The following is a 25,381-nucleotide window of genomic DNA, read 5'->3' as shown; positions in this document are numbered from 1 at the left end:
CGTACCCACGCTCTGCGTGGGCACGCCTTCCATGACGCACCGCGTCGCCTAATCGACGCGGAGCGTCGCGGGCTGCATTCCCACGCGGAGCGTGGGAACGATCTCGCCCGCCCGCTCATGGGCAACGTCTTCCGCTTCCGGCAGTGCAGCCTGCAACGCGCGCATCTGCTCACACCCCCACAACACCCGCTCCGGGGTCGCCGGCGCATCGATATTCGGCTGATGCCGGTAATCGCCCAGACTCGCCACCGCATCCTTGATCGCGCACCACGCGGCGATGCCCAGCATGAACGGCGGCTCACCCACGGCTTTGGAATGAAATACCGTGTCTTCGGGGTTCTTGCGGTTCTCCACCAGCTTCACGCGCAGGTCCGCCGGCATGTCGGCCACGGCCGGAATCTTGTAGCCGGCCGGGCCGTTGGTCATCAGCTTGCCTTTGTCGTTCCAGACCAGTTCCTCGGTCGTCAGCCAGCCCATCCCTTGAATGTAGCCGCCCTCGACCTGACCGATGTCGATGGCCGGGTTCAGCGAGGCGCCGACGTCATGAAGAATGTCCGTGCGCAGCATTTTGTATTCGCCGGTCAGGGTGTCGACCAGCACCTCGGTGCAGGCCGCGCCGAAGGCAAAGTAATAGAACGGCCGGCCGCGCGCCTGGCTGCGGTCGTAGAAAATCTTCGGCGTCTTGTAATAGCCGGTACTCGACAGCGACACCTGGCCCATCCACGCCTGCTGCGCCAGCGTGTCGAAGCTGATGACCTGCTCGCCGACGCGCACGTGGCCGTTGCGAAACTCCACCCGCGACTCGTCGCACTGGTAGTGCTTGGCTGCGAATTCCACCAGCCGCTGCTTGAGGATTTCCGCAGCGTTCTGCGCGGCCTTGCCGTTCAAGTCAGCGCCGCTGGAGGCGGCTGTCGGCGACGTGTTCGGTACCTTGTCGGTGTTGGTCGCAGTGATCTGCACCCGATCTATATCGACCTGAAACACCTCGGCCACCACCTGCGCCACTTTGACGTTCAGGCCCTGGCCCATCTCGGTGCCGCCGTGATTGAGATGGATGCTGCCGTCGGTGTAAATGTGGATCAGCGCGCCGGCCTGATTGAGGAAGCTGGCGGTGAAGGAGATGCCGAATTTGACCGGAATCAATGCCAGGCCTTTCTTCAGAATCGGGCTGTTGGCGTTGTAGGCCTTGATCGCTTTGCGCCGCTCGGCGTAGTCACTGCTTTCTTCCAGCTCGGCGGTCATTTCTTCGAGCATGTTGTGCTCGACCGTCTGGTAGTAATGCGTGACGTTGCGCTCGGTCTTGCCGTAGTAGTTGGCCTTGCGCACCGCCAGCGGGTCCTTGCCCAGGTGCCGGGCGATGACGTCCATCACTTCCTCGATGGCGACCATCCCTTGGGGGCCGCCGAAGCCCCGGTAGGCCGTGTTCGACGCGGTGTTGGTCTTGCAGCGATGGCCGTTGATCGTGGCGTCGCCCAGGTAATACGAATTGTCGGCGTGAAACATCGCACGGTCGACAATGGACGCGGACAGGTCCGGCGAATAACCACAGTTGCCCGCCAGCTCCAGCTGAATCCCGTGCAAGCGTCCGTCGTTGTCAAAGCCCACGTCGTACTCGACATAAAACGGATGCCGCTTGCCGGTCATCATCATGTCTTCCATGCGCGGCAGGCGCATCTTGGTCGGCTGGCCGGTCAGGCGCGCAACCACCGCACACAGGCACGCGGGGCTCGCGGCCTGGGTTTCCTTGCCGCCGAAGCCGCCACCCATACGGCGCATGTCGACGACGATCTTGTTCATCGACACATCCAGCACTTCGGCGACGAGCTTCTGCACTTCGGTCGGGTTCTGCGTCGAGCAGTAAACGATCATGCCGCCGTCTTCCGTGGGCATGACCGACGAAATCTGCGTCTCCAGGTAGAAGTGTTCCTGACCGCCGATGTGCAGCGTGCCCTGAATCCGGTGGGTGGCGGACGCCAGCGCCGTCGCCGAATCACCGCGCTGGTGGGTGTGGCTGTCGAGCACGAAGTGTTTATGGCGATAGGCCTGGACGACGTCGAGCACCGGCTCCAGGTCTTCGTATTCGATGATCGCGGCCATCGCCGCCTTGCGCGCTGTTTCCAGATCCCGGGCGGCCACGGCAATCACCGGCTGACCGACGAACTCGACCTTGTCGATGGCCAGCAACGGATCGCCGGGCAGCAGCGGGCCGATGTCCTTGAGGCCCGGAATGTCTTCGTGGGTGATGGCGATGCGCACGCCGTCGAAGGCGTAGCAGGGCGACACGTCGACCCGGAGGATGCGCGCGTGGGCTCGGTCGGACAAGCGCGCATACACGTGCAGTTGATTGGGGAATTCGAGGCGGTCGTCGATGTAGATCGCTTCGCCGGAGACGTGCTTGTCGGCGCTGTCGTGCTTGACGCTGCGGCCGACGCCGGTGGTCAGGTCCTGTTGAAACAGGGCGACCATTTCTTCCTGGGACCTGGCTGAATGATGATTAGACATAAGCTGTCACCCGCGTCTGGATATGAGGCGTTTGCACTTCAATGAAGTATTTGCGCAGCAGGTTCTGCGCGCTGAGCAGGCGGTATTCCTTGCTCGCGCGGAAGTCCGTCAGCGGGGTGAAATCTTCGGCCAGTGCGGCGCAGGCGCGCTCAATGGTGGCCGACGTCCACGGTTGGCCGATCAGCGCCTGCTCGCAATGGGCCGCGCGTTTGGGGATCGCCGCCATGCCGCCGAACGCCGCGCGGGCGTCGACGATGGCGCCGTTTTCGACGTGCACACGGAACGCTGCGCACACCGCCGAGATGTCATCGTCCAGCCGTTTGGACACCTTGTACGCGCGAAACGTCTGCCGGGCGTTAGCTCGGGGCACGATGATGCGCTCGATGAACTCGCTTTCCTGACGCACCGTCACCCGGTAGTCGATGAAGTAGTCCTCCAGCGCCAGGGTGCGGGTCTGCTCGCCCTTGCGCAGCACGATCTTCGCGCCCAGTGCGATAAGCAGAGGCGGGGAGTCGCCAATCGGCGAGGCGTTGCCAATGTTGCCGCCGAGGGTGCCCTGATTGCGGATCTGCAGCGATGCAAAACGGTGCAGCAATTCACCGAAATCCGGGTACTCGCGGCTCAGTGCTTCGTAGCAATCGGTCAGGGCGGTCGCCGCGCCGATTTCGATGCGGTCTTCGAAGTGCTCGATCTTCTTCATCGCCGCAATATTCCCGACGTAGATCATCACCGGCAGCGGACGATGGAACTGTGTCACTTCGAGGGCCAGATCGGTGCCGCCGGCCAGCAGCCTGGCTTGCGGATAGGCATCGTAGAGGTCGGCCAGATCGGCGACGGTCAGCGGCACCAGGCAGCGCTTGTCGCCGCTGTTCAGCTCGCCGGTTTGCGTCGGTGCGATGGCCTTGAGGCGGGCGATGGTCTGAGCCTTCAAGGCGTCGAACTGGTCCGCCTGCGGTTGACTGCAGCTTTGCTCGGCCGCTGCGAGGATCGGCCGATAACCGGTGCAGCGGCACAGGTTGCCGGCCAGGGCTTCGTGGGCCTGGGCGTGTCTGGTTTCGGAGGAGGCGGATTCGGCGCTGTTCTTTTGCAGCGCGAACAGCGACATGACAAAGCCCGGCGTGCAGAAGCCGCACTGGGAACCGTGGCAGTCGACCATCGCCTGCTGCACGCTGTGCAAGCGGCCCTGATGCTTGAGGTCTTCAACGCTGATCAACTGCTTGCCGTGCAGCGAGGCCACGAAGGTCAGGCAGGAATTGAGGCTGCGATAACTCAGTTGCTCCCGGCCCGCCGCATCGGTGGTCAGCTCGCCAACGACCACCGTACACGCGCCGCAATCGCCGCTGGCGCAGCCTTCTTTGGTGCCGGATTTATGCAGGTGCTCGCGCAGGTAGTTGAGCACCGTCACATTGGGGTCCAGAGCCTGTTCGGTTTTCAGCTCTTGGTTCAGGAGAAACTGGATCACGGGTCGCGCCTCGTTCTTGTCGTTAAAAAGCACTGGTCACAGCTGCCGGCGGATGGGTCATCGAACATGTCGATGAATCTATCAGCTCTGACTATTGGGTCAATTAATTTCTGACTCAAAGGTCAAGAAATTCATTATTTCCTGAAATTGCCGATAACCCGCCTGACGATGATGTTTAAAGACTGGATGCTCGTGATCGGAACACGTCCGTGTTTCTGCTTAATTCGTGCCAGTTTCCACAGTATGGCCCTGCGCCACAGACCTGCAGTGCGATACACTCCGCCGCTTGTTTGCGACCAAAGAAGTTGAAGGTAAGAAATGACGTTCAAGGCACCTGACAGCCTCGCCGAGCAGATTGCTCATCACCTTGCCGAGCGCATCATTCGCGGCGAGCTCAAGCCAGGGGAGCGGATTCAGGAGCAGAAGGTCACGGCCGCGCTGAACGTGAGCCGGGGCTCGGTGCGCGAGGCCTTGCTGATTCTCGAGCGCCGCCATCTGATCGTGATCCTGCCCCGTCGCGGCGCGCAGGTGTCGGTCCTGACCCCTCACAACATCACCAGCCTCTGCGCCCTGATGAGCGAGATGTACATCCTGCTGGGCCTCGCCGTGGCCCGAAGCTGGAAAGAATCCGTCGAGCTGGCGTCATTCATGCAGATTCAGCAGCGGCTGATCGCCAGTTGTGAGCGCCAGGACGTCAAGGGCTTCGTCGAAGAGAGCTTCAACGTGATGCGCGCGGCCTATCCGTTCGCCAACAATCCCTACCTGGAAGAGACCGTCGAGAACCTGCAGCCCTCCATGAGCCGCTTCTACTTTCTTGCCCTGGATCAACGCCAGGCGGAGATGAGCGAGTACGTGACCCTCTTCGGCCAATTGCTCGAAGCGGTGGTGGCCCGGGATCTGGCGCGTATCCGCGAGGTGCTGACCTGCTACGCCGAGCGCAGTTGCCAATCGGTGCTGTCTGCCCTGGCGGCCAGCTGATTCATGCGCCTCAAATGCATCAGGCTGGCCGGGTTCAAATCGTTCGTCGACCCGACGACGGTGAACTTCCCCAGCAACATGGCGGCCGTGGTCGGCCCCAATGGATGCGGCAAATCCAACATCATCGACGCGGTGCGCTGGGTCATGGGCGAAAGCTCGGCCAAGAACCTGCGCGGCGAGTCGATGACCGACGTCATCTTCAACGGCTCCACCAGCCGCAAGCCGGTGAGCCAGGCGAGCATCGAGCTGGTCTTCGATAACTCCGACGGCACTCTGGTCGGCGAATACGCCAGCTACGCAGAAATTTCCATTCGCCGCAAAGTCACCCGCGACAGCCAGAACAGCTATTACCTCAACGGTACCAAATGCCGTCGCCGCGACATTACCGACATCTTCCTCGGCACCGGCCTGGGCCCGCGCAGCTACTCGATCATCGAGCAGGGCATGATCTCCAAGCTGATCGAAGCGAAGCCCGAAGACCTGCGCAATTTCATCGAAGAAGCCGCCGGCATCTCCAAGTACAAGGAGCGTCGGCGCGACACCGAAAACCGCATTCGCCGCACCCACGAAAACCTCGCGCGCCTGACCGATTTGCGCGAAGAACTGGGTCGTCAGCTGGAGCGCCTGCAGCGTCAGGCCCAGGCGGCCGAGAAGTATCAGGAATACAAAGCCGAAGAGCGTCAGCTCAAGGCGCAGCTGTCGGCGTTGCGCTGGCAGGCGCTGAACGAGCAGGTGGCTCAACGCGAATCAGTGATCGCCAATCAGGAGGTCGGCTTTGAGTCGTTGGTCGCCGACCAGCGCAGTGCCGACGCCGCCATCGAGCGTCTGCGCGACGGTCATCACGACCTGTCCGAGCGATTCAACCTGGTGCAGGGGCGTTTCTACTCCGTGGGCGGCGACATCGCCCGGGTCGAGCAGAGCATCCAGCACGGCCAGCAGCGCTTGCGTCAGTTGCAGGACGACCTGCGCGAAGCCGAGCGCGCGCGCCTGGAAACCGAATCCCACCTGGGCCACGACCGCACACTGCTGGCGACCCTCGGCGAAGAGCTGGAAATGCTTGAGCCGGAGCAGGAGATAACCCTCGCGGCGGCCGAAGAATCCGCCGCCGCGCTGGAAGACGCCGAAACAGCCATGCACGGCTGGCAGGAACAGTGGGACGCCTTCAACCTCACGTCCGCCGAACCCCGGCAGCAGGCGGAAGTGCAGCAGTCGCGCATTCAGCAGCTGGAAACCAGCCTGGAGCGTCTGGCGGAGCGTCAGCGGCGTTTGGGCGAAGAGCGCCAATTGCTCGCGGCCGATCCTGAAGACGCGGCGATTCTCGAACTCAGCGAAGACCTCGCCGCGCGGGAAATGGCCTTTGAAGAGCTGACCGCTGAAGAAGATCAACTGATCGAGCGCCTTGAGCAACTGCGCGTCGATCTGCAACAGGCCACCCAGTCGCAACAGCAGGCCCAGGGCGATCTGCAGCGGTTGAACGGCCGTCTTGCGTCGCTGGAAGCGCTGCAACAAGCAGCCCTCGATCCGGGCGCCGGTACCGCCGAGTGGCTGCGCGATCATCAACTCAGTGAGCGTCCGCGTCTGGCCGAAGGGCTGCGGGTCGAGGCCGGCTGGGAAATGGCCGTGGAAACCGTGCTGGGCGCCGACCTGAATGCGGTGCTGGTGGATGATTTCGCCGCTCTTGATCTGGCCGGATTCAGTCAGGGCGACCTGCGCCTGGTCAGTCCCGGCGCTGATGTCACGCGGATACCTGGAAGTCTGCTGGACAAGGTCGACACGCAGGTCGATCTGACCCACTGGCTGGGCCAGGTCAAACCCGTTGAAACCCTCGACGATGCGCTGGCGCTGCGCGGGCAACTGGGCGCCGGCGAGAGCCTGATCAGCCGCGACGGCTATTGGGTCGGGCGGGATTTCCTGCGCGTGCGCCGCGCCAGCGAGGCCGAAAGCGGCGTGCTGGCGCGGGGTCAGGAATTGCAGCGCCTGGAAGCCGAGCGCGAAGAGCGTGAGGCAACCCTGGCCGCGCTGGATGAGCAACTGTCGACCCAGCGTGAACAGCAGCGCACCCAGGAAGACAACCGCGAGCAATTGCGCCGTCGCTTGCAGGACGAAGCCCGCCAGCAAAGCGAGCTCAAGGCGCAGTTGTCCGCTGCCAAAGCCAAGGTCGAGCAGTTGACCCTGCGCCGCACGCGGCTCGATGAAGAATTGACCGAACTGGCCGAACAGCGGGCCATGGAGCAGGAAACCCTCGGCGAATCCCGCCTGCAATTGCAGGATGCCCTCGACAGCATGGCGCTGGACACCGAACAGCGCGAGTTGCTGCTGGCCCGGCGCGACAGCCTGCGCGAGCGTCTGGATCGCGTGCGTCAGGAAGCCCGTCAGCACAAGGATCACGCCAACCAGTTGGCCGTGCGCCTGGGTTCGCTGCGCGCGCAGCATGATTCCACGCGTCAGGCGCTGGAGCGTCTGGAGATGCAGTCCGAGCGCCTGACTGAGAAGCGCGAGCAGCTGAGCCTGAATCTGGAGGAGGGCGCCGCGCCGCTGGAAGAGTTGCGCATGAAGCTCGAAGAGCTGCTGGAAAAGCGCATGGTGGTCGACGAAGAGATGCGCACCGCCAAGAACGCTCTGGAAGACGCCGACCGCGAACTGCGCGAAGCCGAGAAACGTCGTACCCAGGCCGAGCAGCAATCGCAGCTGCTGCGTGGGCAGCTGGAGCAGCAGCGCCTGGAATGGCAATCGTTGACCGTAAGGCGCAAGGCGCTTCAGGAGCAACTGCACGAAGACGGCTACGACCTGGATGGCGTGTTGGCGACCCTGACCGCCGAAGCCACCGAGAAGGCCGCCGAAGAAGAACTGGAACGCATCGCCGCGCGGATTCAGCGCCTCGGCGCCATCAACCTCGCGGCCATCGACGAGTATCAGCAGCAGTCCGAACGCAAACGCTACCTGGACGCTCAGGATGCCGATCTGGTCGAAGCACTGGACACGCTGGAAAACGTGATCCGCAAGATCGACAAGGAAACGCGTAACCGTTTCAAAGAGACCTTTGATCAGATAAACAGCGGAATTCAGGCACTGTTTCCAAAAGTTTTCGGTGGTGGCAGCGCTTACTTGGAACTGACGGGCGAAGATTTACTCGATACAGGGGTGACCATCATGGCGCGTCCTCCCGGCAAGAAAAACAGCACGATCCATTTGCTGTCCGGGGGTGAGAAAGCCTTGACCGCGCTGGCGCTGGTTTTCGCCATCTTCAAACTCAACCCGGCGCCGTTCTGCATGCTCGACGAAGTCGATGCGCCGCTGGACGACGCCAACGTGGGGCGCTATGCCCGGTTGGTCAAAGAGATGTCGCAGACGGTGCAGTTCATCTACATCACCCACAACAAGATCGCCATGGAAATGGCTGACCAGTTGATGGGCGTCACCATGCACGAACCAGGTTGTTCAAGGCTGGTGGCGGTGGACGTAGAGGAGGCGATGGCGCTGGTGGAGTCGTAGCGGGATGCGCAGTTGATCGCGTGGCGATCATGCAGATTTGCAGGGAAAAGTGGCGCACGGGCGTCCAGTACAGGAACCACCGTTGCAGTGTTACAGATGCTTGTGACCTGCCAGATGTAACAGACGGTGTAAAGTTGCCTTTGGTCGTGCTAGCTTAATGTCCACTTTTTCATTTCGCGTGGGTAAAAGGCCATTCAGAACATAGAGTTGGCTCCACGTTTTAAAGGGGTTTGCGCCCTTAATTTTCAGAATTTCATTAGAGGCACGGGACTACATGGAAATCGGTCTGCGAGAGTGGCTGATCGTCATCGGCATTATTGTCATTGCCGGTATTCTTTTTGACGGCTGGCGCCGTATGCGCGGTGGCAAGGGCAAATTGAAATTCAGGCTGGACCGCAGCTTCTCCAACGCGGCGGACGACGACGAACCGACGTCCGCCGAGGTGTTGGGCCCTGCGCGCGTCCTGGACACCCATAAAGAACCGAAACTCGACGAGCACGACCTGCCGACGATGAGTGCAGCGCCCCGCGAGCGCGCCGAACGTGAACCGCGACGCGGCAAGCGCAAGGACGAACCGCATCAGGGCGACCTTAATCTGAGCGCCGGTCCTGACCTGTTCAGTGCCCGCGACGATGATTTCCCGGACGACAAGCCGAACCAGCGCATCACCGAAGACAAGGACCTGCCACCGGTTGAAGAAGTGCTGGTGATCAGCGTGATCTCCCGGGACGAAAGCGGCTTCAAGGGTCCGGCGCTGTTGCAGAACATTCTGGAAAGCGGCCTGCGCTTCGGCGAAATGGACATTTTCCACCGTCACGAAAGCATGGCCGGCAACGGCGAAGTGCTGTTCTCGATGGCCAATGCGGTCAAGCCGGGCGTGTTCGATCTGGACGATATCGACCATTTCAGCACCCGCGCCGTGAGCTTCTTCCTGGGTCTGCCAGGGCCGCGTCATCCGAAGCAGGCGTTTGATGTGATGGTCGCTGCCGCTCGCAAGCTGGCCCACGAGCTTAACGGTGAATTGAAAGACGATCAGCGCAGCGTCATGACCGCGCAGACCATCGAGCATTACCGTCAGCGCATCGTCGAGTTCGAACGTCGCGCCCTGACCCAGCGTCGTTGATTCATTGATTAGCGCGCCCCTGTAGGAGCGCGCTTGCCCGCGATTGCGGTGGGTCAGTCACCACCGCGTCGATTGCTCGGACACTTTCGCGTCCAATCGCGCTCCTACAGTTACAAGCATTACAAATTGAGCAGCTTCGGCTGCTCTTTTGCATTTCGAGACCATTTTTATGAAAGCCGCCGAAACCCGCATCCTTGAACTGCGCGCTGAGCTGGATCAGCACAACTACCGCTATCACGTCCTCGACGAGCCGAGCATCCCGGACGTCGAATACGATCGGCTGTTCCACGAGCTGAAGGCGCTGGAGGCGGAGAACCCGCATCTGGTGACCCCGGACTCGCCGACCCAGCGGGTGGGCAGTGCGGCGCTGTCGGCGTTCACCCAGGTGCGCCACGAAATCCCCATGCTGAGCCTGGGCAACGCCTTTGAAGAAACCGACATGATCGAGTTCGATCGTCGGGTCAACGAAGGCCTGGATCTGCCCGCTGCTTCGAAGAAGGTGGAATACAGCTGCGAGCCGAAACTCGACGGCCTGGCGGTCAGCCTGCTGTACCAGAACGGCGCCCTGGTTCGCGGCGCCACCCGCGGCGACGGCACCACCGGCGAAGACATCAGCGTCAACGTGCGCACCGTTCGCAATATCCCGCTGAAGCTGCACGGCAAGGGCTGGCCGGACACCCTCGAAGTGCGCGGCGAAGTGTTCATGTCCAAGGCCGGCTTCGAGCGTCTGAATGCCAGCCAGCTGGAGGTCGGCGGCAAGACTTTCGCCAATCCGCGCAACGCGGCGGCCGGCAGCCTGCGCCAGCTGGATTCGAAAATCACCGCCAACCGTCCGCTGGAATTCTGCTGCTATGGCATTGGCCAGGTGTCCCACGACATCGCCGACACCCACACCGGCAACCTGCAGCAGCTGAAAGAGTGGGGCATGCCGATCAGCCGCGAGATGAAAATCGCCCACGGCATCAAAGACTGCCTGAAGTATTACCACGACATCGGCGAGAAGCGTCTGTCGCTCCCGTACGAAATCGACGGCGTGGTGTTCAAGGTGAACAGCATTGCCGCCCAGCGCGAGCTGGGTTTCCGCGCCCGCGAACCGCGCTGGGCCATCGCCCACAAATTCCCGGCCATGGAAGAACTCACTGAGCTGCTGGACGTGGAATTCCAGGTCGGCCGCACCGGCGCCGTCACGCCGGTGGCCCGTTTGAAACCGGTAAAAGTCGCCGGCGTGACTGTCGCCAACGCGACGCTGCACAACATGGACGAAGTGGCGCGCCTGGGCCTGATGATCGGCGACACGGTGATCATCCGCCGCGCGGGCGATGTGATTCCGCAAGTGGTGCAGGTGGTGCAGGAGCGACGCCCGGAAGACGCGCGCGCCGTCGAGATCCCGCAGACCTGCCCGGTGTGTGGCTCGCAGGTCGAGCGCACGCAACTGATCAAGCGCAGCAAGGGCAAGGAAACCGTCAGCGAGGGCGCGGTGTATCGCTGCGTCGGCCGTCTGGCCTGTGGCGCGCAGCTCAAGCAGGCGATCATCCATTACGTGTCCCGTCGGGCGATGGACATCGAGGGCTTGGGCGACAAGACCATCGAGCAACTGGTGGACGAGAAGCTCATCGGCTCGCCGGCCGATCTGTACAAGCTGAAGTACGAGCAGATCATCGATCTGGAGGGTTTCGCCGAGATCTCCAGCAAGAAGCTGCTCAAGGCCATCGACGACAGCAAGAAGCCGACGCTGGCGCGCTTCATCTATGCGTTGGGCATTCCGGACGTGGGCGAGGAGACGGCCAAGGTATTGGCGCGGTCGTTGGGTTCGCTGGATCGGGTGATTGTGGCGCTGCCGGAGGTGCTGACGTATTTGCCGGACGTGGGTCTGGAAGTCGCCCATGAGATTCACAGCTTCTTCGAGGACGAGCACAACCAGAATGTGATCGGCGCGTTGCTGGGCGAATGCCAGATGGCGCTGCAGGACATGGGCGATCTGGGTGCAGAGTTCGCGGCGAGTGCGACCTTGGGCGGCCTGCTGGATAAGTTGAATATTCCGTCGGTAGGGCCGGGTGCGGCGCAGAAGCTGGCGGACAGGTTCGGCACGCTTGAGGCGGTCGTCAAGGCGGACTGGCTGGATATGCGGCAGACGCTGCCGGAGAAGCAGGCGCAGGCAGTGAGGGCGTTTTTCGACGTTCAGGAGAATGCGCAGCGGGCCATAGCGATCGAGCAGCAGCTGAAGGATTTCGGCATGCACTGGCAGAGCGAGAAGAAGGTGGTCGAGGGTTTGCCGCTGGCCGGGCAGACGTGGGTCCTGACCGGGTCGCTGGAGTTGATGAGCCGGGATGTGGCGAAGGAGAAGCTGGAGGGGCTGGGGGCGAAGGTGTCCGGCTCGGTCTCGGCGAAGACGCACACGGTGGTGGCCGGGCCGGGGGCGGGGTCAAAGTTGACCAAGGCCAACGAGCTGGGGCTGACGGTGCTGGACGAAGAGGCGTTTGTGGGGTTCCTGAAACAGCATGGCGTCGAGTTGAGCTAGATCAAGATCAAGATCAAGATCAAGATCAAGGTCCTTAAGATCAAGGGCGTCTGCCTGAGGGCAGACTGTTTCGCCTTCGGCGAGTTACTTGATAAAGCCCCAAGTAACCAAGGGCTTGTGCTCCTGGTTTAGCCCGACTTCGTCGGGTTCCTTCACTCCGGTCTCGCTCCGTGGGCCCGCGCCGAACGGACATCCATGTCCTGACGGCGCTCTCGCCGCATCCATGCGGCTCGGCCCACTGCGCGAGACCTGCGTTCAGCCTGCACCCAAGTCGCGATTGGCGGTGTTTGAGCCATTTGCGCTTGAAGATCAAAAGCAGATCAAAGGCTTCCCGGCTAAAGCCGGTCCTACAGTCGGGGTGACCGCGACTCTCACTGAATGCACGCGCTGCTATTAGTGGGACCGGCTTCAGCCGGGAAGGGGCCGGTTCAGTCACCATCAATTTCGCAGTTCAGCAGTTGACCGTACCCACGCTCCGCGTGGGCATGCATCCCGCGACGCTCCGTGTCACGTAGGGACGCGGAGCGTCCGAGGCGGCGTTACCACGCAGAGCGTGGGAACGATCAACGATCAGCTGGAAAAACGCGCACCCCGTAGAACCGGCTTCAGCCGGGAAGCCTTTGATCTGCTCTTGATCTTGATCTTCATACACAGCCGGACCAGACACCGCCAATCGCGACTTTGGTGCAGGCCGAACGTAGACGACGCGCAGTGGGTCGAGCCGCATGGATGCGGCGAGAGCGCCGTCAGGACATGGATGTCCGTTCGGCGCGGGCCCACGGAGCGTCGTCGAAGTGAGGGAACCCGACGAAGTCGGGCCCAACCAGGAGCAAGCACCCTTGGTTACTTGGGGTGCTTTTCCAAGTAACTCGCCGAAGGCGAAATGCCTGCCGTTAGGCGGGCCTTCGGATCTGAACTGAGTGAAGGAGCGGGCCTGAGAGTAAGTAAGAAATCCCACGGAACCCCCGTTACCCTTGACGATCTAGTGCTTGCAGCCCCATCAGGATATCGCCATGTTCCAGTTCTTCGAGCAACTCAGCACACGGATCGCGGCGCCGTTCGCCGGTGAGAGCAAGCGCAACAGTAAGGTCTGGCAGTGCCATTGCGGGCAGTCGGTGTTTTTCCGCAACAGTCAGTGCCTGGCCTGCTCGGCAGCGTTGGGGTATCTCCCGGAGCAGAGCAAGATTGCCGCCCTGGAACCGGGCCCCGAGGCGCAGACCTGGCGTCTGACCGACGAGCCCCAGGCCGGGCTCTACCGTCGTTGCGCCAACCTGGACACACCCGCGGCCTGCAATTGGGTGTTTCCTGCGCTGAACGCCGGAGAATTCTGCATCGCCTGTAGCCTCAACAAGACCATCCCCGACCTGTCCGTGCCGGAAAACCCCGAGCGCTGGGGCAAGATCGAGACCGCCAAGCGCCGGCTGGTCGCGCAGTTGATCACCCTCGGTCTTCAGGTTATCCCGAAAAGCGTGGATGAAGAGCGCGGGCTGGCCTTCGAATTCCTGGGCGTCGACCTGGAAGGCAACCTGCCAACCACCGGCCATGCCAGTGGCCTGATCACCCTCAACGTCGAAGAGGCCGACGACGCGATTCGTGAGAAAGTTCGCGTGCAGATGCACGAGCCCTACCGCACGCTGCTCGGGCATTTCCGTCATGAAGTGGGCCATTACTACTGGGACCGCCTGATCGCCGACACCTACTGGCAGGACGGTTTCCGCCACCTGTTCGGCGACGACCGCGCCAGCTACGCCGAGGCCCTTGATCATCACTACCAGAACGGTGCGCCGGCCGACTGGCAGCAGAGTTTCGTCAGCGCCTACGCGACCATGCACCCGTGGGAAGACTGGGCAGAAACCTGGGCGCATTACCTGCACATGATGGACGCCGTCGACACCGCGCTGAGCTTGGGCATGAGCGCTCGTGACATGGACCTCGACTACCAGCCGTTCCCGCTGGAAACCTTGTACGACCCTCAGCATCCGGGCGGTCCGGCGTTCCTCTCGTTCGTCAATGCGTGGATCGAACTGGCGGGCATGCTCAACGAGTTGTCCCGCGCCATGGGCCAGGCGGATTTCTACCCGTTCGTGCTGCCGCCGGCGGTCATCACCAAGTTGCATTTCATCCATTTGGTCATACAAGGCGCGGGCGGTAAGGCCGACGACGTGCTGCAAGTGCCGTAAAACACTCATGTGAGTGGTTGCTAAATGCCATTAGTACGAAGCGGTGAAGGGAATTCACCGCTTGTCAGCGACGCCTGCACGGTGCAAAAAGGAGTGCTATTTTCCCTAGACATATCGTTTTGACACTACTGGCGAAGCGATTTGCGAAGCGGTCTAAAAGGGATTTCAGCTATGGCCACCCGTGCTTCATTTCCCGACAACGAGCCTTGCCAGCTTTCGCGCATCACCCACATGGGGCTCATCGGTGCGACGGCGGACGATGTGCTCGACCACATCATCACGATGGTGATCCATTATTTCCAGGTCCCCATCGCCCTCGTTTCCATCGTCAGTGAGCACCGCCAGTGGTTTCGGGCACGGGCAGACCTTGAAGACCGCGATACGCCCCGCGAGATCGCCTTCTGCGCCTACACCCTCCTCAGCCACAAAACCTTTCAGGTCCCTGACGCGATGCTCGACCCGCGCTTCAGCGACGATCCGATGGTGACCGGCGAGCCGCACATCCGCTTCTACGCCGGCGTGCCGCTGGTGACCGCCGATGGCCTGGCCTTGGGCACGCTGTGCATCATCGACAGCACGCCCCGTCCGCCACTCGACCCGCGCGACCTGGCGATGCTGGAGATGTATGGCCAGTTGGTAATGAAGCGGCTCAACAATCTGCGCCACGCCAGCTACGTCGATCAGCCCACCGGTTTGTTCAACCGCCTGCGCCTGGAAGAAGACCTCGCCGCCCTGGCGGATCGGCGCAAATATGCACTGGTCGCGCTAGACATGGTTGCGCCTGCGTTTCTCGACAGCATCGTCAAAGCGCTGGGTTACAGCTTCGCCCAAGAGCTGGTGCGCTGCATGATCGAAAACTGCCGCAGCCAGTTGCCCGCCGACACCGCGCTGTACAAGGTCAGCCCCACGCGCATCGCGCTGATCACTCGTAACGCTCGCCCCGAGCAGTCGGAACAGCAATTCCGGCAGTTGCTTGAACATTTTCGCCAGCCGCTGATCTGCCGCAACATCCCCATTCAGATGGACGTCGGTATCGGCGTGCTGCCGTTGGGCCTGGGTCGCTGCGATGAGCACGACTGGATTCGGCTGGTGGTCAGCGCGGCGGACGAAGCCCGCGGCAAGTCGACGGGGTGGCGCTGGTACGAGCCGCACCTGGACTTCGCCCAGCAACGGGCTTTTCTGCTGCTGGCCTCGCTGGCCGAAGCAGTGCGCAGTCCGGATCAGCTGTCGCTGGTGTATCAGCCGAGGCTGGAAGTGGCGACCGGCCGCATCGTGACCGTCGAAGCGCTGCTGCGTTGGCAGCATCCGGTGCTGGGCCCGATCAGCCCGGTGGAATTTATCCCGCTGGCGGAAAAGACCGCGCTGATTCGCTCGCTCAGCCTCTGGGTGCTGAAGAAAGCCGTCGCTCAAGCGGCGAGTTGGCAGGCGCAGGGCTACGCCTTCAAAGTGGCGATGAACGTATCGGCAATCGACCTCGCGAACTCGTCGTTCAGCGACGCGCTGTTCGAGCAACTGACCGTCAGCGGGCTTGACCCGAGTGGCTTCGAGCTTGAATTCACCGAAAGCGCCTTGTGCGACAACCCTGAAGTGACCCGCCTGCAGCTGGAGCGCCTGCGCGGATTGAACATCGACATCGCCATCGATGACTTCGGCACCGGCTACAGCAACTGGACCTACCTGCGGCAACTCCCGGCTACCACCGTCAAGCTCGACAAGTCGCTGGTGGAAAACATCGACAGCAATGATAAGGATCGCGGCCTGGTGGAAGCCATCGTCGATCTGGCGAAGCGCCTCGGCTATCGCGTCGTCGCGGAAGGGGCGGAAACCGAAGGCGTCTACGAAATCCTCTGCGAACTGGGTTGCCACGAAGTGCAAGGCTTCCTCGTTGCGCGGCCCATGACCGTCACGGCGCTCGAACACTGGATGAACGTCGAGCGCCGCAGCAAGGTCCGGCAGTTGCGATCTTTGGCGCACTGAGTGATTACAGCGCGAGAAGCATCAGCCGCTCAAAGCCGGGCTGATCCGGATCGCGGTTAGGCAACTCCTGCCAACCCAGCGCCAGATACAGCTGGCGCGCCGGGTGATTGCCGGTCTCCACTGCCAGCATCAATTGCTCCGTATCTGACCATAACGCCTGCGCCAACGCCGGTAGTGCGCGCAGGCACTGCTTGCCCAGCCCCAGGCCCTGAAACCGACGATCGATCATCAGCGCGTGCAGCGTAGTGGTTACGCTCGCGCATTCACGTGCCCAGTCCGGCAACAGCGACCTGCGCTTAAGTATGAAAAAGCCCCGTGGGATGTCGTCCATCAGCAGCACGAAGCCTTGCCGGTCGGCGATGGGACGTGCGGTCAGCGTGTGCAAACCGCCATAGATGTCGCCAACGTGGCGGATCTGCTCGGGCAACAGCTCAATTTCCAGCAACTGGTGCTGTTGCGTGGGGGAGAGGGATTCATGGCGGGTGAGCGCGAAGTGCATCGGTGACTCCTGGGTCTTGCGCCCTGGCAGGGCCGGCATTGGGACGCGTCAAGTGCTGGCGGACGGTGAAAATTCAGGCGCCATTGTGCCGCATCCCACGGCTTGATGGCCGCATCGCACAGGCCGCACCGGCTTGGATACGCTCAAAATCTTAATCTGAAACAAGAGGTTGTAACTTCGCGCGAGACCGGTACAATGGCGCGGCTCGCCACTGGCGAGCGTCGTTATGGTGACCCCATCGGTCCCCCCGCAACGATTACCCGTGAACCTGGTCAGAGCCGGAAGGCAGCAGCCACAGCGGGAACATTGTGTGCCGGGGTGTGGCTGGTGGGGTTGCCACCTATCTAAAAACTCGTTGTAAATCAATGAGTTGTCAGTGACAAAATCTCGAAGTGTGACAGCGTTTAGGTACACCTAAGTGGTGCATTGTGCTGGCGATCTTACATCGTTCATTTTTCGCAAGCTATCGTCTGTTAATGCTCGTTGCGTCGGCTAGATGCACGTCCCATCGAATCACTCACCAGCGGCATTATTACGCACCAGACCTCGCCAGAGACGCTGTATAGCCTAGAGAGCTACCCTAGCATGTCTATTATGCTATCGCGTCTCCTGCAAGCTTTCAGATGCCCTCCTGAAGCCGCCATAAGTCACTATCACATCTGTCACAGATTGCAAGAAATTTTGGTTGACTCACGCCCTGTAATGTGGGAGTATTCTGTCCTTCGCCAATCACGGCGACCAAACATCCAGCACGGCGATTACGCCGAAGGACGTGAAACACTTAATGAACTGACCACAAGGAGACGCACCCGCCATGTCTGAAGAATTCTGCAAAATCCCCCTCGATCTTCTCACCGCAAAACACTTCATCAGCCGCACTACCTGCGAAATCATCCCGATCAATGCCCAAGACAAAATCTTGTGGGCGTGGATGAAGAAACGTCACGACTACTTTACGAAAAAGTTGGGCAACCCTTGGTTCGATAACCAAGCCGATATTGCCTATGCCTGTGGCTGCGACCTGAGCACCGTGAAGCGTTTCGTTGGCAAGATGACCAAGCACGGCTATCTGGCTATTGAGAAACGTAAAATCCACGGGTGTGCGTTTTCAAACTCGATGACGATCACGCACGATTTGGTTCTGGCTCCTGTGGCGCCGCACAAGGCGATCCCTAAGCCTGTGGTGGTCATTCCAGACCCTGAGTGTGAACGCGTCCCAGAGTACGCCCCGATAGCGTTACCGAAGGTGGCGAAGCCTACGCTGTCGTTGGTGGTGATGGCGACCGTTCCAGATGTGGACGATGACGCTTACGACGATTCTCCGCCTTGGATGCGTGATGCAGGATGACCTGTGCGGCAGGGCAATATGACCCGTGGGAAAGCTCACCGGGTGGGGTGCCATAGGTCAGGATGAACCGTGCCATAGCTCAATATGACCTACCCGGCATAGGTCAGGATGACCCAGTAATGAGACAGATATCTATACAGAGAGATGTAGAGAAAAAGCTTTTAGGGCTCTGCACGAACAATCTGTAAAGCAAGGGCAAGGCAAGAGCTGGATTTCTATTATCTTCGTATTGGATTGATGTACATCCGCGAGGATGAGGGTGAATCCGCTGGCGTGAGCATGACTGTCTTGGCGGCGATTCCCTCGCCGCTGATGATTTGTTCCAGACGATCCACTGTTGGTCGTGCAAGGTGTTGCCGAGATAGCCTTACATCCAGTACGGGCCTCAATTGTGCAGACCCGCGTCCCCAGATGGTCAGCTCAAGGCTGGAGGCTCAGCGTCACTGCCGAGTAGTGGATTCTCCGCACTGCTGGATAGCTGCTCAGCACGAGCTTCTGACTTCCATGCGATGCCAACAATCTCTTTGACACGGTCTACAAGCGGTTTGGCGTCAGTGCCCAGCTTACCGGCTGCGACACCGAATGCTCCAAGCAGCCCGTAAAAGTTGTCGAGGTCTGATACCTTTTTATGCAATTCCTTTTGCAACGCCTCCAGTCGTCTCATCAGCCGACGTTTATGATTCTCGTCAAGCCGGGACTCCTTCGTCAGCTCGTCACGTAGCTCGTTGATCAGCTCCTGAACACGTTTGATATCACCTTCGGTGAATTCATAGGCGAAGCCGTTTGTAATTGCAACCGTGAACTTCTCCTTCAGACTCTGGAGGCGACGGCCTGAAGCTTGAGCACTGAGTTGCGTCTCAACGAGCTTCAGGTATTGCCAGATTTTCATGCACGCGTCTTGCATATTGCCGTCAAGTTCAGGTTCAAACACATCAGTGTGGATCATGTCGGCTTCATGAAGGCTGCTCACGAGGGCGAATGCTTCGAGCGACACCTCATGTTCGCGTTCAGAATAGTCCGGCTGGTCGGTTATCTGATCCCGGACATAGGAAATGAGACGAAGGACGCCGTTAATCGAGTCTGTCGTCACCTGTTCAATTATTTCATCGGGAATCATCGGGGTCGTCCTTAAGCGAGATTAGGTCGAGCAACGTACCGGATGAGGCTTCTGAGTGTCATCAGATTTTGCGATGCGATCTACAGTGCCTTCCTGCTCGGAACAGACCAGCGCATGCGACTTTCCCACCGAACAAGGCAATCCGACGACTGACAGTGGCAATGTGGCATTGCATCAGGATAATGCAGCGCCCTATGTCCGTTACCCTGCTGAGGATTGCAACAAATGAAGTCGTGGTTGGCTGCCCTGTTGAGTTGTGCATTTGCGTTGAGCTTGGTTGGGTGGGAACGGATGTCGAGGGCTGGGGATGCAATTGCACCTGCCAAAGCTGAAGCTGTGCATCCATTGAGGGAGCAGGATGATCGTCACTTCGTGATGTGAGCGATGGACGTTTTCTGGCGATTTCAAATTCCCGCTGTGGAAAGGCGAGCACATTCAAGGGCGACTGAGTTTTCTGGCTGGGAAATAATAATGGCGGGATGGTGTTTTTGCTGGAGTTGATAAGCGGGTAGCTCACTGAGCAGTCATGACGCTGACTAATCTCATAATAAGTCCTGACGACCCTGCTCGATGCCTATCGTGGCGTGCTCACTGCTGGGAGTTGGTCACTCGTTGGGCCAAGAACTGGCATGACAAAGCCCGCACGTGGCGGGCTCTGCTGACACGTAGAACGGTTAGGCTTTCTGATCACGCTTAACACGGTACACAGTGGCAACACCGCATCCAGCGAGCTTGGCTACATGGTCAGCGCTCATGGTCGGGTGTGCAATCAGAAGCTTGGTGATCTTGTCCCACTTGGCAGCGTTCTTAGCCTTACCCGGTGGGGTCCAGCCTTCGGCAGTACGCTTGTTCGCCAAGCCTTGGTTGATACGCTCTACACGCTTTTCTTGGTCCAGACGGGCCATTGTCGCCATGAGGTCCAGCAGCATGTTGCTGATAACTTCCATGATCTGGCCTGTGATGCCTTTGTCATCGATCAGCATGTGCGTCGTTGGTAGGTCGGCGATCACCAGACGCAACCCCTTGGCCTTGATTGCTGCTTTGAGAGTCTCCCAGTCGGCTTGGGACAGTCTCGAAAGTCTGTCCACAGATTCGCACAAGAGAATTTCACCAGCGCTGGCACTGTTCAGCAGGCGCATCAATTCAGGACGGTTGAGCTTAGTGCCGGAAATGTTCTCGGCGTAGACGCCGATGATGCTCAAACCCTTGTCAGCAGCGAAGGCTTCTAATGCCGCCTTTGCACGATTGGCGTCTTGATCCTTGGTTGATGCTCGAAGGTACAAGTGGGCGTTCATGGTTGTCTATCCTTTAGCTCGCGATCTGATAGACGAATGATAATGCGATCATATAGCTATCTAATAGTGGTATTTGATAGCAATAGATCAGCGGCTATCTCACTACCACTTGAGTAGACCTAATTGATAGTAGTAAGAACTGGTGTTGCCGGGACAATCGGCGATGCACCCAAAAGCTGGCACGAGAAGTTCCACCGGCTCTGGAACAATTCTGACCTCGCTGGATATTGTCGATATGATCAACAAGGAGCGTGCCGCTCTGTTTGCCAATGGGCAGGCTAAGAAATACACAGAGCTACGTCATGATCACTTTATGGGCAAAGTGGTGCAAACACTGGGTGAATCTCAATCTCCCAAATTTTTGGGAGATTACATTGACGACAGAAACCGCACGCAGAAATGCTACGTCTTCCCGAAACGTGAAGCCACGCTCATGGCTATGTCCTACTCCCCAGCAATCTCTGCTGCTGTGTACGACAAGATGACAGCGCTTGAGGAAGAGCTGGCTTGCGTCTGGGCAGCGAAGGTTGCAATCTCAGAGGCGATTTAGATCGTTAGCTTGCTAATTAATAGCTTTGAATGTATCCAGCTTGGCAACTGGTCAGCACAAGTCCCCGGAAACACTGGGCTAGAGACGTGCTACAACTTTCAGGCCATAGAATATCCACACTCGGAGCAGGGTTTTAAACCTATTTCTGAGGGGTTTACTCTGAATTACTGACGCACATCGCCCCAGAGAGGAGTCAGCCTCATAGCTTCCGCTATGGCGCAGTGCCCGTCGCTCTGCACTGACAGACTAAGAACTGATGCACGGTCAAGGCAGATGTTCATCACAGCGGTTAGCTGTAAGGTCATTCACCGTTGAGGTTGATCCCCACCTCGCGGTGGAAGAATCGACACATGACCTTCGGTCGATCACTAATAAATAAATGAGATCAACAAAAATCCTGCTCTTCGCCTGTGATCTTCTGTTTCGTGCATAATCACGAAGTGCGACAGCACTCGTTACCACGAAGAGATGGTTAACCCGTATGCGGAGCATACAGTTAAGATCAAAGGCAAGAGCAAGGGCGGTTTTGTGTAGACTTATTTTATTTAAGTGTGATTCTGTGCTGAGGTCTTCAGTGGTGCGAAGTCACCAGAGTGTAAACCTTAGACGTCAACGTCTGAATTGTTCCGTATGCACTTCTACACCTTATATATATCTTCTGTACAAAAAGTGCAGATGCGGTACTCTCGGGTGTGAACCACTCTCAGACATGACTCACCGCACCTGTGCACTATGTGTATTCTCTCTGTTCAGAAGGTGCAGTCAAATGCACAGCGCCTCAAACTCAGTATCCGTGGTAAGTGGCGGACGCTCAGACGGGGTAATCTGCGGCATACGCACAACCATCTTTCCAACTGCTTGCTCCATGTGCTGGCCTTGGACCAGCGGTCCGCCGGGATAATCACCGGTCAGTTGCTTGAGCATGTAATCACGAACATGCCATGCGGAGGCGCCGGGGCAAAGCTGGCATACATCAGCTGTCAGTTCCTCAAGCCGATCCATCAAGATTGTCGTGCCAATTACGATAGCTCGTTGAGTGGCCTCTGCTGACTGGGGGTCCATCCAGTCAGGGCGGATGAACACGTCATCTGGTAGCGCTCGCCTTACCTGCTGAACGATTTTTGACGGAATCGGATCGCCGCTATTTATGCCATGGGCTTGGCGAATCAGCTTGTTCAACGTGCTGCGGGAAATTCCTTCCGGGCGAACGCCCAACGGAATAATCTGTTCCATTAGGTAGAAGTGAGTGCCGAACACTTTCACTGTGCTGAGATTTCGTTTACACCAGTCGAAGGTGACGCCTTTACTGGATAGGGTTTCCGCAATATGCTTGTACTGCATTCCCTCAGAACGCATCTGGATCGCCGTAATACGACCTTCTTCTGTGACTTTACTCTTTGCCATTGTTTATTCTCCTGTTCAAGTTATTTGCATAGGCATTCCTCGCGGGTTGTGCCAGATGGGTAAAGTGTCAAAACGCAGACGCCAGAAAACCACACTCCGAGGTCACCTTGGCGGTGGCGGATGTGAGGTTTGGTCGTTCGCGTTAAGGTGGGGACTATACCACCTGATGCCTTTCAGGTCAACCTTCTGTAGTGCTTAGGCTATATTGAAGGTATCGGTCAAAGTGGCTTCAATGAATATCCAGCCAGAACCTCAGCCAGAACCATTGATTCAGGTTTGCCAGCGATAATCCCACGTATCAAAATGCTGGAAAGGATTGGAAATGTTTGAGCGACAAGTGCTCCGTACTTCTCCATGACGTATGTACGAGCGGCAGACTCGTAGTCGGTTTGTTTCATGATGTCTGTATAAGTCATTTTTAGTTTCCTTGAATTAATAGATTGCGAGCATTGTTCAACTCAATAGCCCGTGTGATTTCTTTTGTTGTTGCAATCCTGTCATACTGCATTTCTTGTTGAATTCTGTTGTACAAATCCAGAACACTCGCACTGGTGAAAGCACGAGCGTTCTGTTCAGCCAGCAAAGAGTATTCACGAGCCATATCGTTGTTATGGACTTCCAGATAAGCGATTGCACCGAGACTGGCTACAATCTGAAGCACCATGCAAAACACCAATGCTTTTAACCACTTAATAATCATTCGGTGTCCTGCGGCATTTCATGTTGGTTCAGCAGGTCTCTCAAGGCTTCTTTCGTCTTGTCAGTGACACCAGTTTCAACAAGACGGCTAATCTCTTCAGCGGTAGCGCCAGTTTGAGCATTCACCGTTACGTTGTTCGTCACATTGATCGGCGTATTGTTATTGTTCACCGTTGACGACTGAGGACGTGAAGGAGACTCATCGAAAAACCGCTGTGCAGCCCTGAATGATAGTTCTGGTGCTGACATTGGTTGCATGTTTCGCATGATCTGATGAAACTTGCTGTCAATCTCTGGTTGTTCAAACTTCGACATATCAAGCTGCGGTAGACTCAATGCACCGCTAAAATCAAGTTGTGCTGCCCGCATCTTAGTTGCAGGACCTTCGGTGTAGTCTGAAGCTCCTGTAAGGAAGTTGTAGAGGCGATCTATTGGGTCTTGTTGCCTGGCCTTACTTGGATCGACATCAACGCCTGTGAGGGCTTGTAGGTCTATAGCAGGTTTGTCTGGACTTAGTGCATCAATCTTTGCAGCGTTGGTTTGTGATGTCCCATCCTTGTTGAATACCCAGCCAAGGGCTGAAGTCATCAGCTTGTTCAAAGCAATATCCAAGTTAGCGGATGTTTGCTTCAACGGCGCCATAGCCTCGTTCAGTTCTTGTTCGGACTTGATACGCTCGTTGATGGCGTTGATCAAATCAGGATTCTTATCAATGCCCTGTTGTTGCAAGAACTGTTGGTTGCTCAGTCGTGTAGAGTTCGCATCAATAGAATCACTTTGACGTTGAATCGCAGCAGCGTTTTCCTTCACAAAGAGTTCAATGCCGTTTGTGAAATCAACGCTCTTGAGATTACCCGCCGTTGTAGATGCACGGAAATCTTTCTCAAGGTTTCCATCAAGCTTGTGTTTGTTCCTTGCTGCCCATGCACGACGAATAGGTTCAATTAACAGCGGAGCAGCTTCGGTGAAGGTATTTAAATCTTCCCGATCTGATTGAGACTTGCCCATAATCTGCTGTAGTTGCAAGTTGGCACGTGTTTGTTCTTCACGAGTCATACCAGCACCGCGAAATGCTGCCTGTCGAGTTTCGAATGTTCCGATGGCTTTACTTAGGCTACTGCCCCGAGCAGTTTCAGCCATAATGAATGTGCGGTACATCTTTGCACTGTCGATATCCAGAGCGGTCCCAAACTTCTGACCAATTCGAACAAACTCATCGGCGACGATCTTTTGATTTGCTGGGTTGTTACCACCAGCTTGAGCCAGTACGTTTGTAAACTGTTGACTGCCCGAGACACGTTCTTGTGTAGCGCTCATGCGCTCGCCAAGGGCGTTGATAGCAGCGACGATTGCAGCAGCACCAGCGGCAGCGCCACCAACGGCTAAACCGGCTGTACCGAGCCCAAGGAATCCACCAGACGGCTCGGGCTTGTTCTGGTTGGCTTCCCATTGTTGTTGACGTGTCTGTTGCCATTCAAAACGCTGCTGACGTTGTTGGTGTGAAACATCTTGGCGCTGGCCCCTCAGCTTCGCCGCCTGCTGTGATTCAATGTACTTCTGAGACTGGCGCTGACTACGCTCGCGAGCTTGCTGCATCGACTGTTCAAGCCGCTGCGTCGCCGTCATGGTGCGTTGCTGCTGGGCCTGAAGGTTAAGCGTGCGTTGTACTTGTTGAGCGTGTAAAGCCTCAACACGAGCTTGGCGGGCCTTGGCTGACGCTAAGGCGTCTTCGTTCTTAACGGTCTGCCCCTGCACCTTCAGCCGGGCTTGCTCGGCACGGGACTCCTTGGCCGCAAGCACCGCCATTTGCTGGCGATCCTTGAGCGATTGCGTGGTGAGGAATGACGATTCACGCTGCCCGGCGAACTGGAGTTTCTGCCCAGCCAGTTCAGCGGCGAACGTTGCACGACGTGCCTTCTGTAGCATCACCTCGCCCTTCAACTCCCTATCAAGCGACGTGCGAACTTGTCGGTCCAGCTTGTCACGAGCCGTCGTGTCAACCTTCAACCCCATCTTTGTCCCTAACGACTTGGATAGTTGGTCAGCCTGCTTGGACATCGCCATCATTCGTTGGCGTGCTTGTTCCATTCCACGTTGAAAGCGTTCAAGTCCAGACAGGTCAACATGAAAGCTTAGCTGTCCAACAAGCTTGGCGATTGTTTCCTGATTCATCATTGGGCCACCTCCTTTCTAATCACCCAATCGCCTCGCTGTCCAACTCCCGGCACATCTGCCGG

The 25,381-nt window shown here is 58.4% G+C and carries 17 protein-coding genes and 1 other RNA gene; 9 read left to right on the top strand and 9 right to left on the bottom strand.

Going from position 1 to position 25,381, the window contains the following annotated elements:
- Positions 1-48: 48 nt before the first annotated feature.
- Together xdhB and xdhA are read right to left on the bottom strand one after the other, a co-directional pair.
- A complete protein-coding gene (gene xdhB / locus L4G42_RS09030; protein ID WP_237254331.1) occupies positions 49-2,502 on the bottom strand; it encodes a xanthine dehydrogenase molybdopterin binding subunit in 2,454 nt (817 codons plus the stop codon).
- Positions 2,495-3,964, bottom strand: coding sequence for a xanthine dehydrogenase small subunit (xdhA, locus tag L4G42_RS09025; protein ID WP_237254330.1), 1,470 nt, complete (start codon positions 3,962-3,964; stop codon positions 2,495-2,497). Before xdhA ends, xdhB begins: the two co-directional genes overlap by 8 nt.
- 318 nt (positions 3,965-4,282) lie before the next feature.
- Between xdhA and L4G42_RS09020 the strand changes: the two genes are divergently transcribed.
- From L4G42_RS09020 to L4G42_RS08995, 6 genes are all read left to right on the top strand, one after another.
- A complete protein-coding gene (locus tag L4G42_RS09020; protein ID WP_237254329.1) occupies positions 4,283-4,942 on the top strand; it encodes a GntR family transcriptional regulator in 660 nt (219 codons plus the stop codon).
- Positions 4,943-4,945: 3 nt separating this feature from the next.
- A complete protein-coding gene (smc, locus tag L4G42_RS09015) occupies positions 4,946-8,434 on the top strand; it encodes a chromosome segregation protein SMC (protein ID WP_237254328.1) in 3,489 nt (1,162 codons plus the stop codon).
- Between the two features lie 274 nt (positions 8,435-8,708).
- Positions 8,709-9,557: a cell division protein ZipA gene (gene zipA, locus L4G42_RS09010; protein WP_074889308.1), complete on the top strand. Its 849-nt coding sequence runs from the start codon at positions 8,709-8,711 to the stop codon at positions 9,555-9,557.
- 169 nt (positions 9,558-9,726) lie between these two features.
- Complete coding sequence (ligA, locus tag L4G42_RS09005; RefSeq protein WP_237254327.1) at positions 9,727-12,075, top strand: NAD-dependent DNA ligase LigA; 2,349 nt, start codon at positions 9,727-9,729, stop codon at positions 12,073-12,075.
- A 1,013-nt stretch (positions 12,076-13,088) separates the two neighbouring features.
- Positions 13,089-14,255, top strand: coding sequence for a zinc-binding metallopeptidase family protein (locus L4G42_RS09000; RefSeq protein WP_237251441.1), 1,167 nt, complete (start codon positions 13,089-13,091; stop codon positions 14,253-14,255).
- A 171-nt stretch (positions 14,256-14,426) separates the two neighbouring features.
- Entirely contained in the window at positions 14,427-16,232 is a 1,806-nt protein-coding gene (locus tag L4G42_RS08995; protein WP_237251440.1) for a putative bifunctional diguanylate cyclase/phosphodiesterase, read from the top strand.
- A 4-nt stretch (positions 16,233-16,236) separates the two neighbouring features.
- Here the strand turns inward: L4G42_RS08995 and L4G42_RS08990 are convergent, their stop codons facing one another.
- Positions 16,237-16,731, bottom strand: a complete 495-nt coding sequence (locus tag L4G42_RS08990) for a GNAT family N-acetyltransferase (protein WP_237251439.1) — start codon at positions 16,729-16,731, stop codon at positions 16,237-16,239.
- A gap of 236 nt (positions 16,732-16,967) precedes the next feature.
- Between L4G42_RS08990 and ffs the strand changes: the two genes are divergently transcribed.
- Both ffs and L4G42_RS08980 read left to right on the top strand, forming a co-directional pair.
- Positions 16,968-17,064: signal recognition particle sRNA small type (ffs, locus tag L4G42_RS08985), an RNA gene on the top strand.
- 481 nt (positions 17,065-17,545) lie between these two features.
- Entirely contained in the window at positions 17,546-18,079 is a 534-nt protein-coding gene (locus L4G42_RS08980) for a helix-turn-helix domain-containing protein (RefSeq protein WP_237251438.1), read from the top strand.
- A gap of 415 nt (positions 18,080-18,494) precedes the next feature.
- Here L4G42_RS08980 and L4G42_RS08975 read toward each other — a convergent pair whose 3' ends face one another.
- Both L4G42_RS08975 and L4G42_RS08970 read right to left on the bottom strand, forming a co-directional pair.
- Positions 18,495-19,196, bottom strand: coding sequence for a hypothetical protein (locus tag L4G42_RS08975; protein ID WP_237251437.1), 702 nt, complete (start codon positions 19,194-19,196; stop codon positions 18,495-18,497).
- 674 nt (positions 19,197-19,870) lie between these two features.
- Positions 19,871-20,491 (bottom strand): recombinase family protein, encoded by a 621-nt coding sequence (locus tag L4G42_RS08970; protein ID WP_237259697.1) that lies wholly within the window; start codon positions 20,489-20,491, stop codon positions 19,871-19,873.
- A 163-nt stretch (positions 20,492-20,654) separates the two neighbouring features.
- Here L4G42_RS08970 and L4G42_RS08965 point away from each other — a divergent pair, with 163 nt between their 5' ends.
- Positions 20,655-21,041 carry a Rha family transcriptional regulator gene (locus L4G42_RS08965; RefSeq protein WP_237251435.1) on the top strand — a complete coding sequence of 129 codons (387 nt, stop codon included), beginning with the start codon at positions 20,655-20,657 and terminating at the stop codon, positions 21,039-21,041.
- Between the two features lie 762 nt (positions 21,042-21,803).
- Here the strand turns inward: L4G42_RS08965 and L4G42_RS08960 are convergent.
- From L4G42_RS08960 to L4G42_RS08945, 4 genes are all read right to left on the bottom strand, one after another.
- Positions 21,804-22,445: a hypothetical protein gene (locus tag L4G42_RS08960; RefSeq protein WP_237251434.1), complete on the bottom strand. Its 642-nt coding sequence runs from the start codon at positions 22,443-22,445 to the stop codon at positions 21,804-21,806.
- A gap of 218 nt (positions 22,446-22,663) precedes the next feature.
- The gene (locus L4G42_RS08955; protein ID WP_237251433.1) at positions 22,664-22,861 is read right to left on the bottom strand and encodes a hypothetical protein; all 198 of its coding nucleotides are present in this window, start codon (positions 22,859-22,861) and stop codon (positions 22,664-22,666) included.
- 2 nt (positions 22,862-22,863) lie between these two features.
- Positions 22,864-23,145, bottom strand: coding sequence for a hypothetical protein (locus tag L4G42_RS08950; protein WP_237251432.1), 282 nt, complete (start codon positions 23,143-23,145; stop codon positions 22,864-22,866).
- Complete coding sequence (locus L4G42_RS08945; protein ID WP_237251431.1) at positions 23,142-25,319, bottom strand: tape measure protein; 2,178 nt, start codon at positions 25,317-25,319, stop codon at positions 23,142-23,144. The genes L4G42_RS08950 and L4G42_RS08945 overlap by 4 nt, the downstream gene beginning before the upstream one ends.
- Between the last annotated feature and the right edge of the window lie 62 nt (positions 25,320-25,381).

This window comes from Pseudomonas petrae, assembly GCF_021728295.1.
Classification (GTDB): domain Bacteria; phylum Pseudomonadota; class Gammaproteobacteria; order Pseudomonadales; family Pseudomonadaceae; genus Aquipseudomonas; species Aquipseudomonas petrae.
The sequence above is the reverse complement of the archived record's forward strand: the minus strand, read 5'-3'. Positions and strand labels throughout refer to the sequence as shown.

What these genes read in the sequence shown, in the direction of transcription:
- xdhB (WP_237254331.1), bottom strand. Translation starts at nt 2,502, where the DNA reads ATGTCTAATCATCATTCAGCCAGGTCCCAGGAAGAAATGGTCGCCCTG.
- L4G42_RS09020 (WP_237254329.1), top strand. Translation starts at nt 4,283, where the DNA reads ATGACGTTCAAGGCACCTGACAGCCTCGCCGAGCAGATTGCTCATCAC.
- smc (WP_237254328.1), top strand. Translation starts at nt 4,946, where the DNA reads ATGCGCCTCAAATGCATCAGGCTGGCCGGGTTCAAATCGTTCGTCGAC.
- zipA (WP_074889308.1), top strand. Translation starts at nt 8,709, where the DNA reads ATGGAAATCGGTCTGCGAGAGTGGCTGATCGTCATCGGCATTATTGTC.
- ligA (WP_237254327.1), top strand. Translation starts at nt 9,727, where the DNA reads ATGAAAGCCGCCGAAACCCGCATCCTTGAACTGCGCGCTGAGCTGGAT.
- L4G42_RS09000 (WP_237251441.1), top strand. Translation starts at nt 13,089, where the DNA reads ATGTTCCAGTTCTTCGAGCAACTCAGCACACGGATCGCGGCGCCGTTC.
- L4G42_RS08995 (WP_237251440.1), top strand. Translation starts at nt 14,427, where the DNA reads ATGGCCACCCGTGCTTCATTTCCCGACAACGAGCCTTGCCAGCTTTCG.
- L4G42_RS08990 (WP_237251439.1), bottom strand. Translation starts at nt 16,731, where the DNA reads ATGCACTTCGCGCTCACCCGCCATGAATCCCTCTCCCCCACGCAACAG.
- L4G42_RS08980 (WP_237251438.1), top strand. Translation starts at nt 17,546, where the DNA reads ATGTCTGAAGAATTCTGCAAAATCCCCCTCGATCTTCTCACCGCAAAA.
- L4G42_RS08975 (WP_237251437.1), bottom strand. Translation starts at nt 19,196, where the DNA reads ATGATTCCCGATGAAATAATTGAACAGGTGACGACAGACTCGATTAAC.
- L4G42_RS08970 (WP_237259697.1), bottom strand. Translation starts at nt 20,491, where the DNA reads ATGAACGCCCACTTGTACCTTCGAGCATCAACCAAGGATCAAGACGCC.
- L4G42_RS08965 (WP_237251435.1), top strand. Translation starts at nt 20,655, where the DNA reads ATGCACCCAAAAGCTGGCACGAGAAGTTCCACCGGCTCTGGAACAATT.
- L4G42_RS08960 (WP_237251434.1), bottom strand. Translation starts at nt 22,445, where the DNA reads ATGGCAAAGAGTAAAGTCACAGAAGAAGGTCGTATTACGGCGATCCAG.
- L4G42_RS08955 (WP_237251433.1), bottom strand. Translation starts at nt 22,861, where the DNA reads ATGACTTATACAGACATCATGAAACAAACCGACTACGAGTCTGCCGCT.
- L4G42_RS08950 (WP_237251432.1), bottom strand. Translation starts at nt 23,145, where the DNA reads ATGATTATTAAGTGGTTAAAAGCATTGGTGTTTTGCATGGTGCTTCAG.
- L4G42_RS08945 (WP_237251431.1), bottom strand. Translation starts at nt 25,319, where the DNA reads ATGATGAATCAGGAAACAATCGCCAAGCTTGTTGGACAGCTAAGCTTT.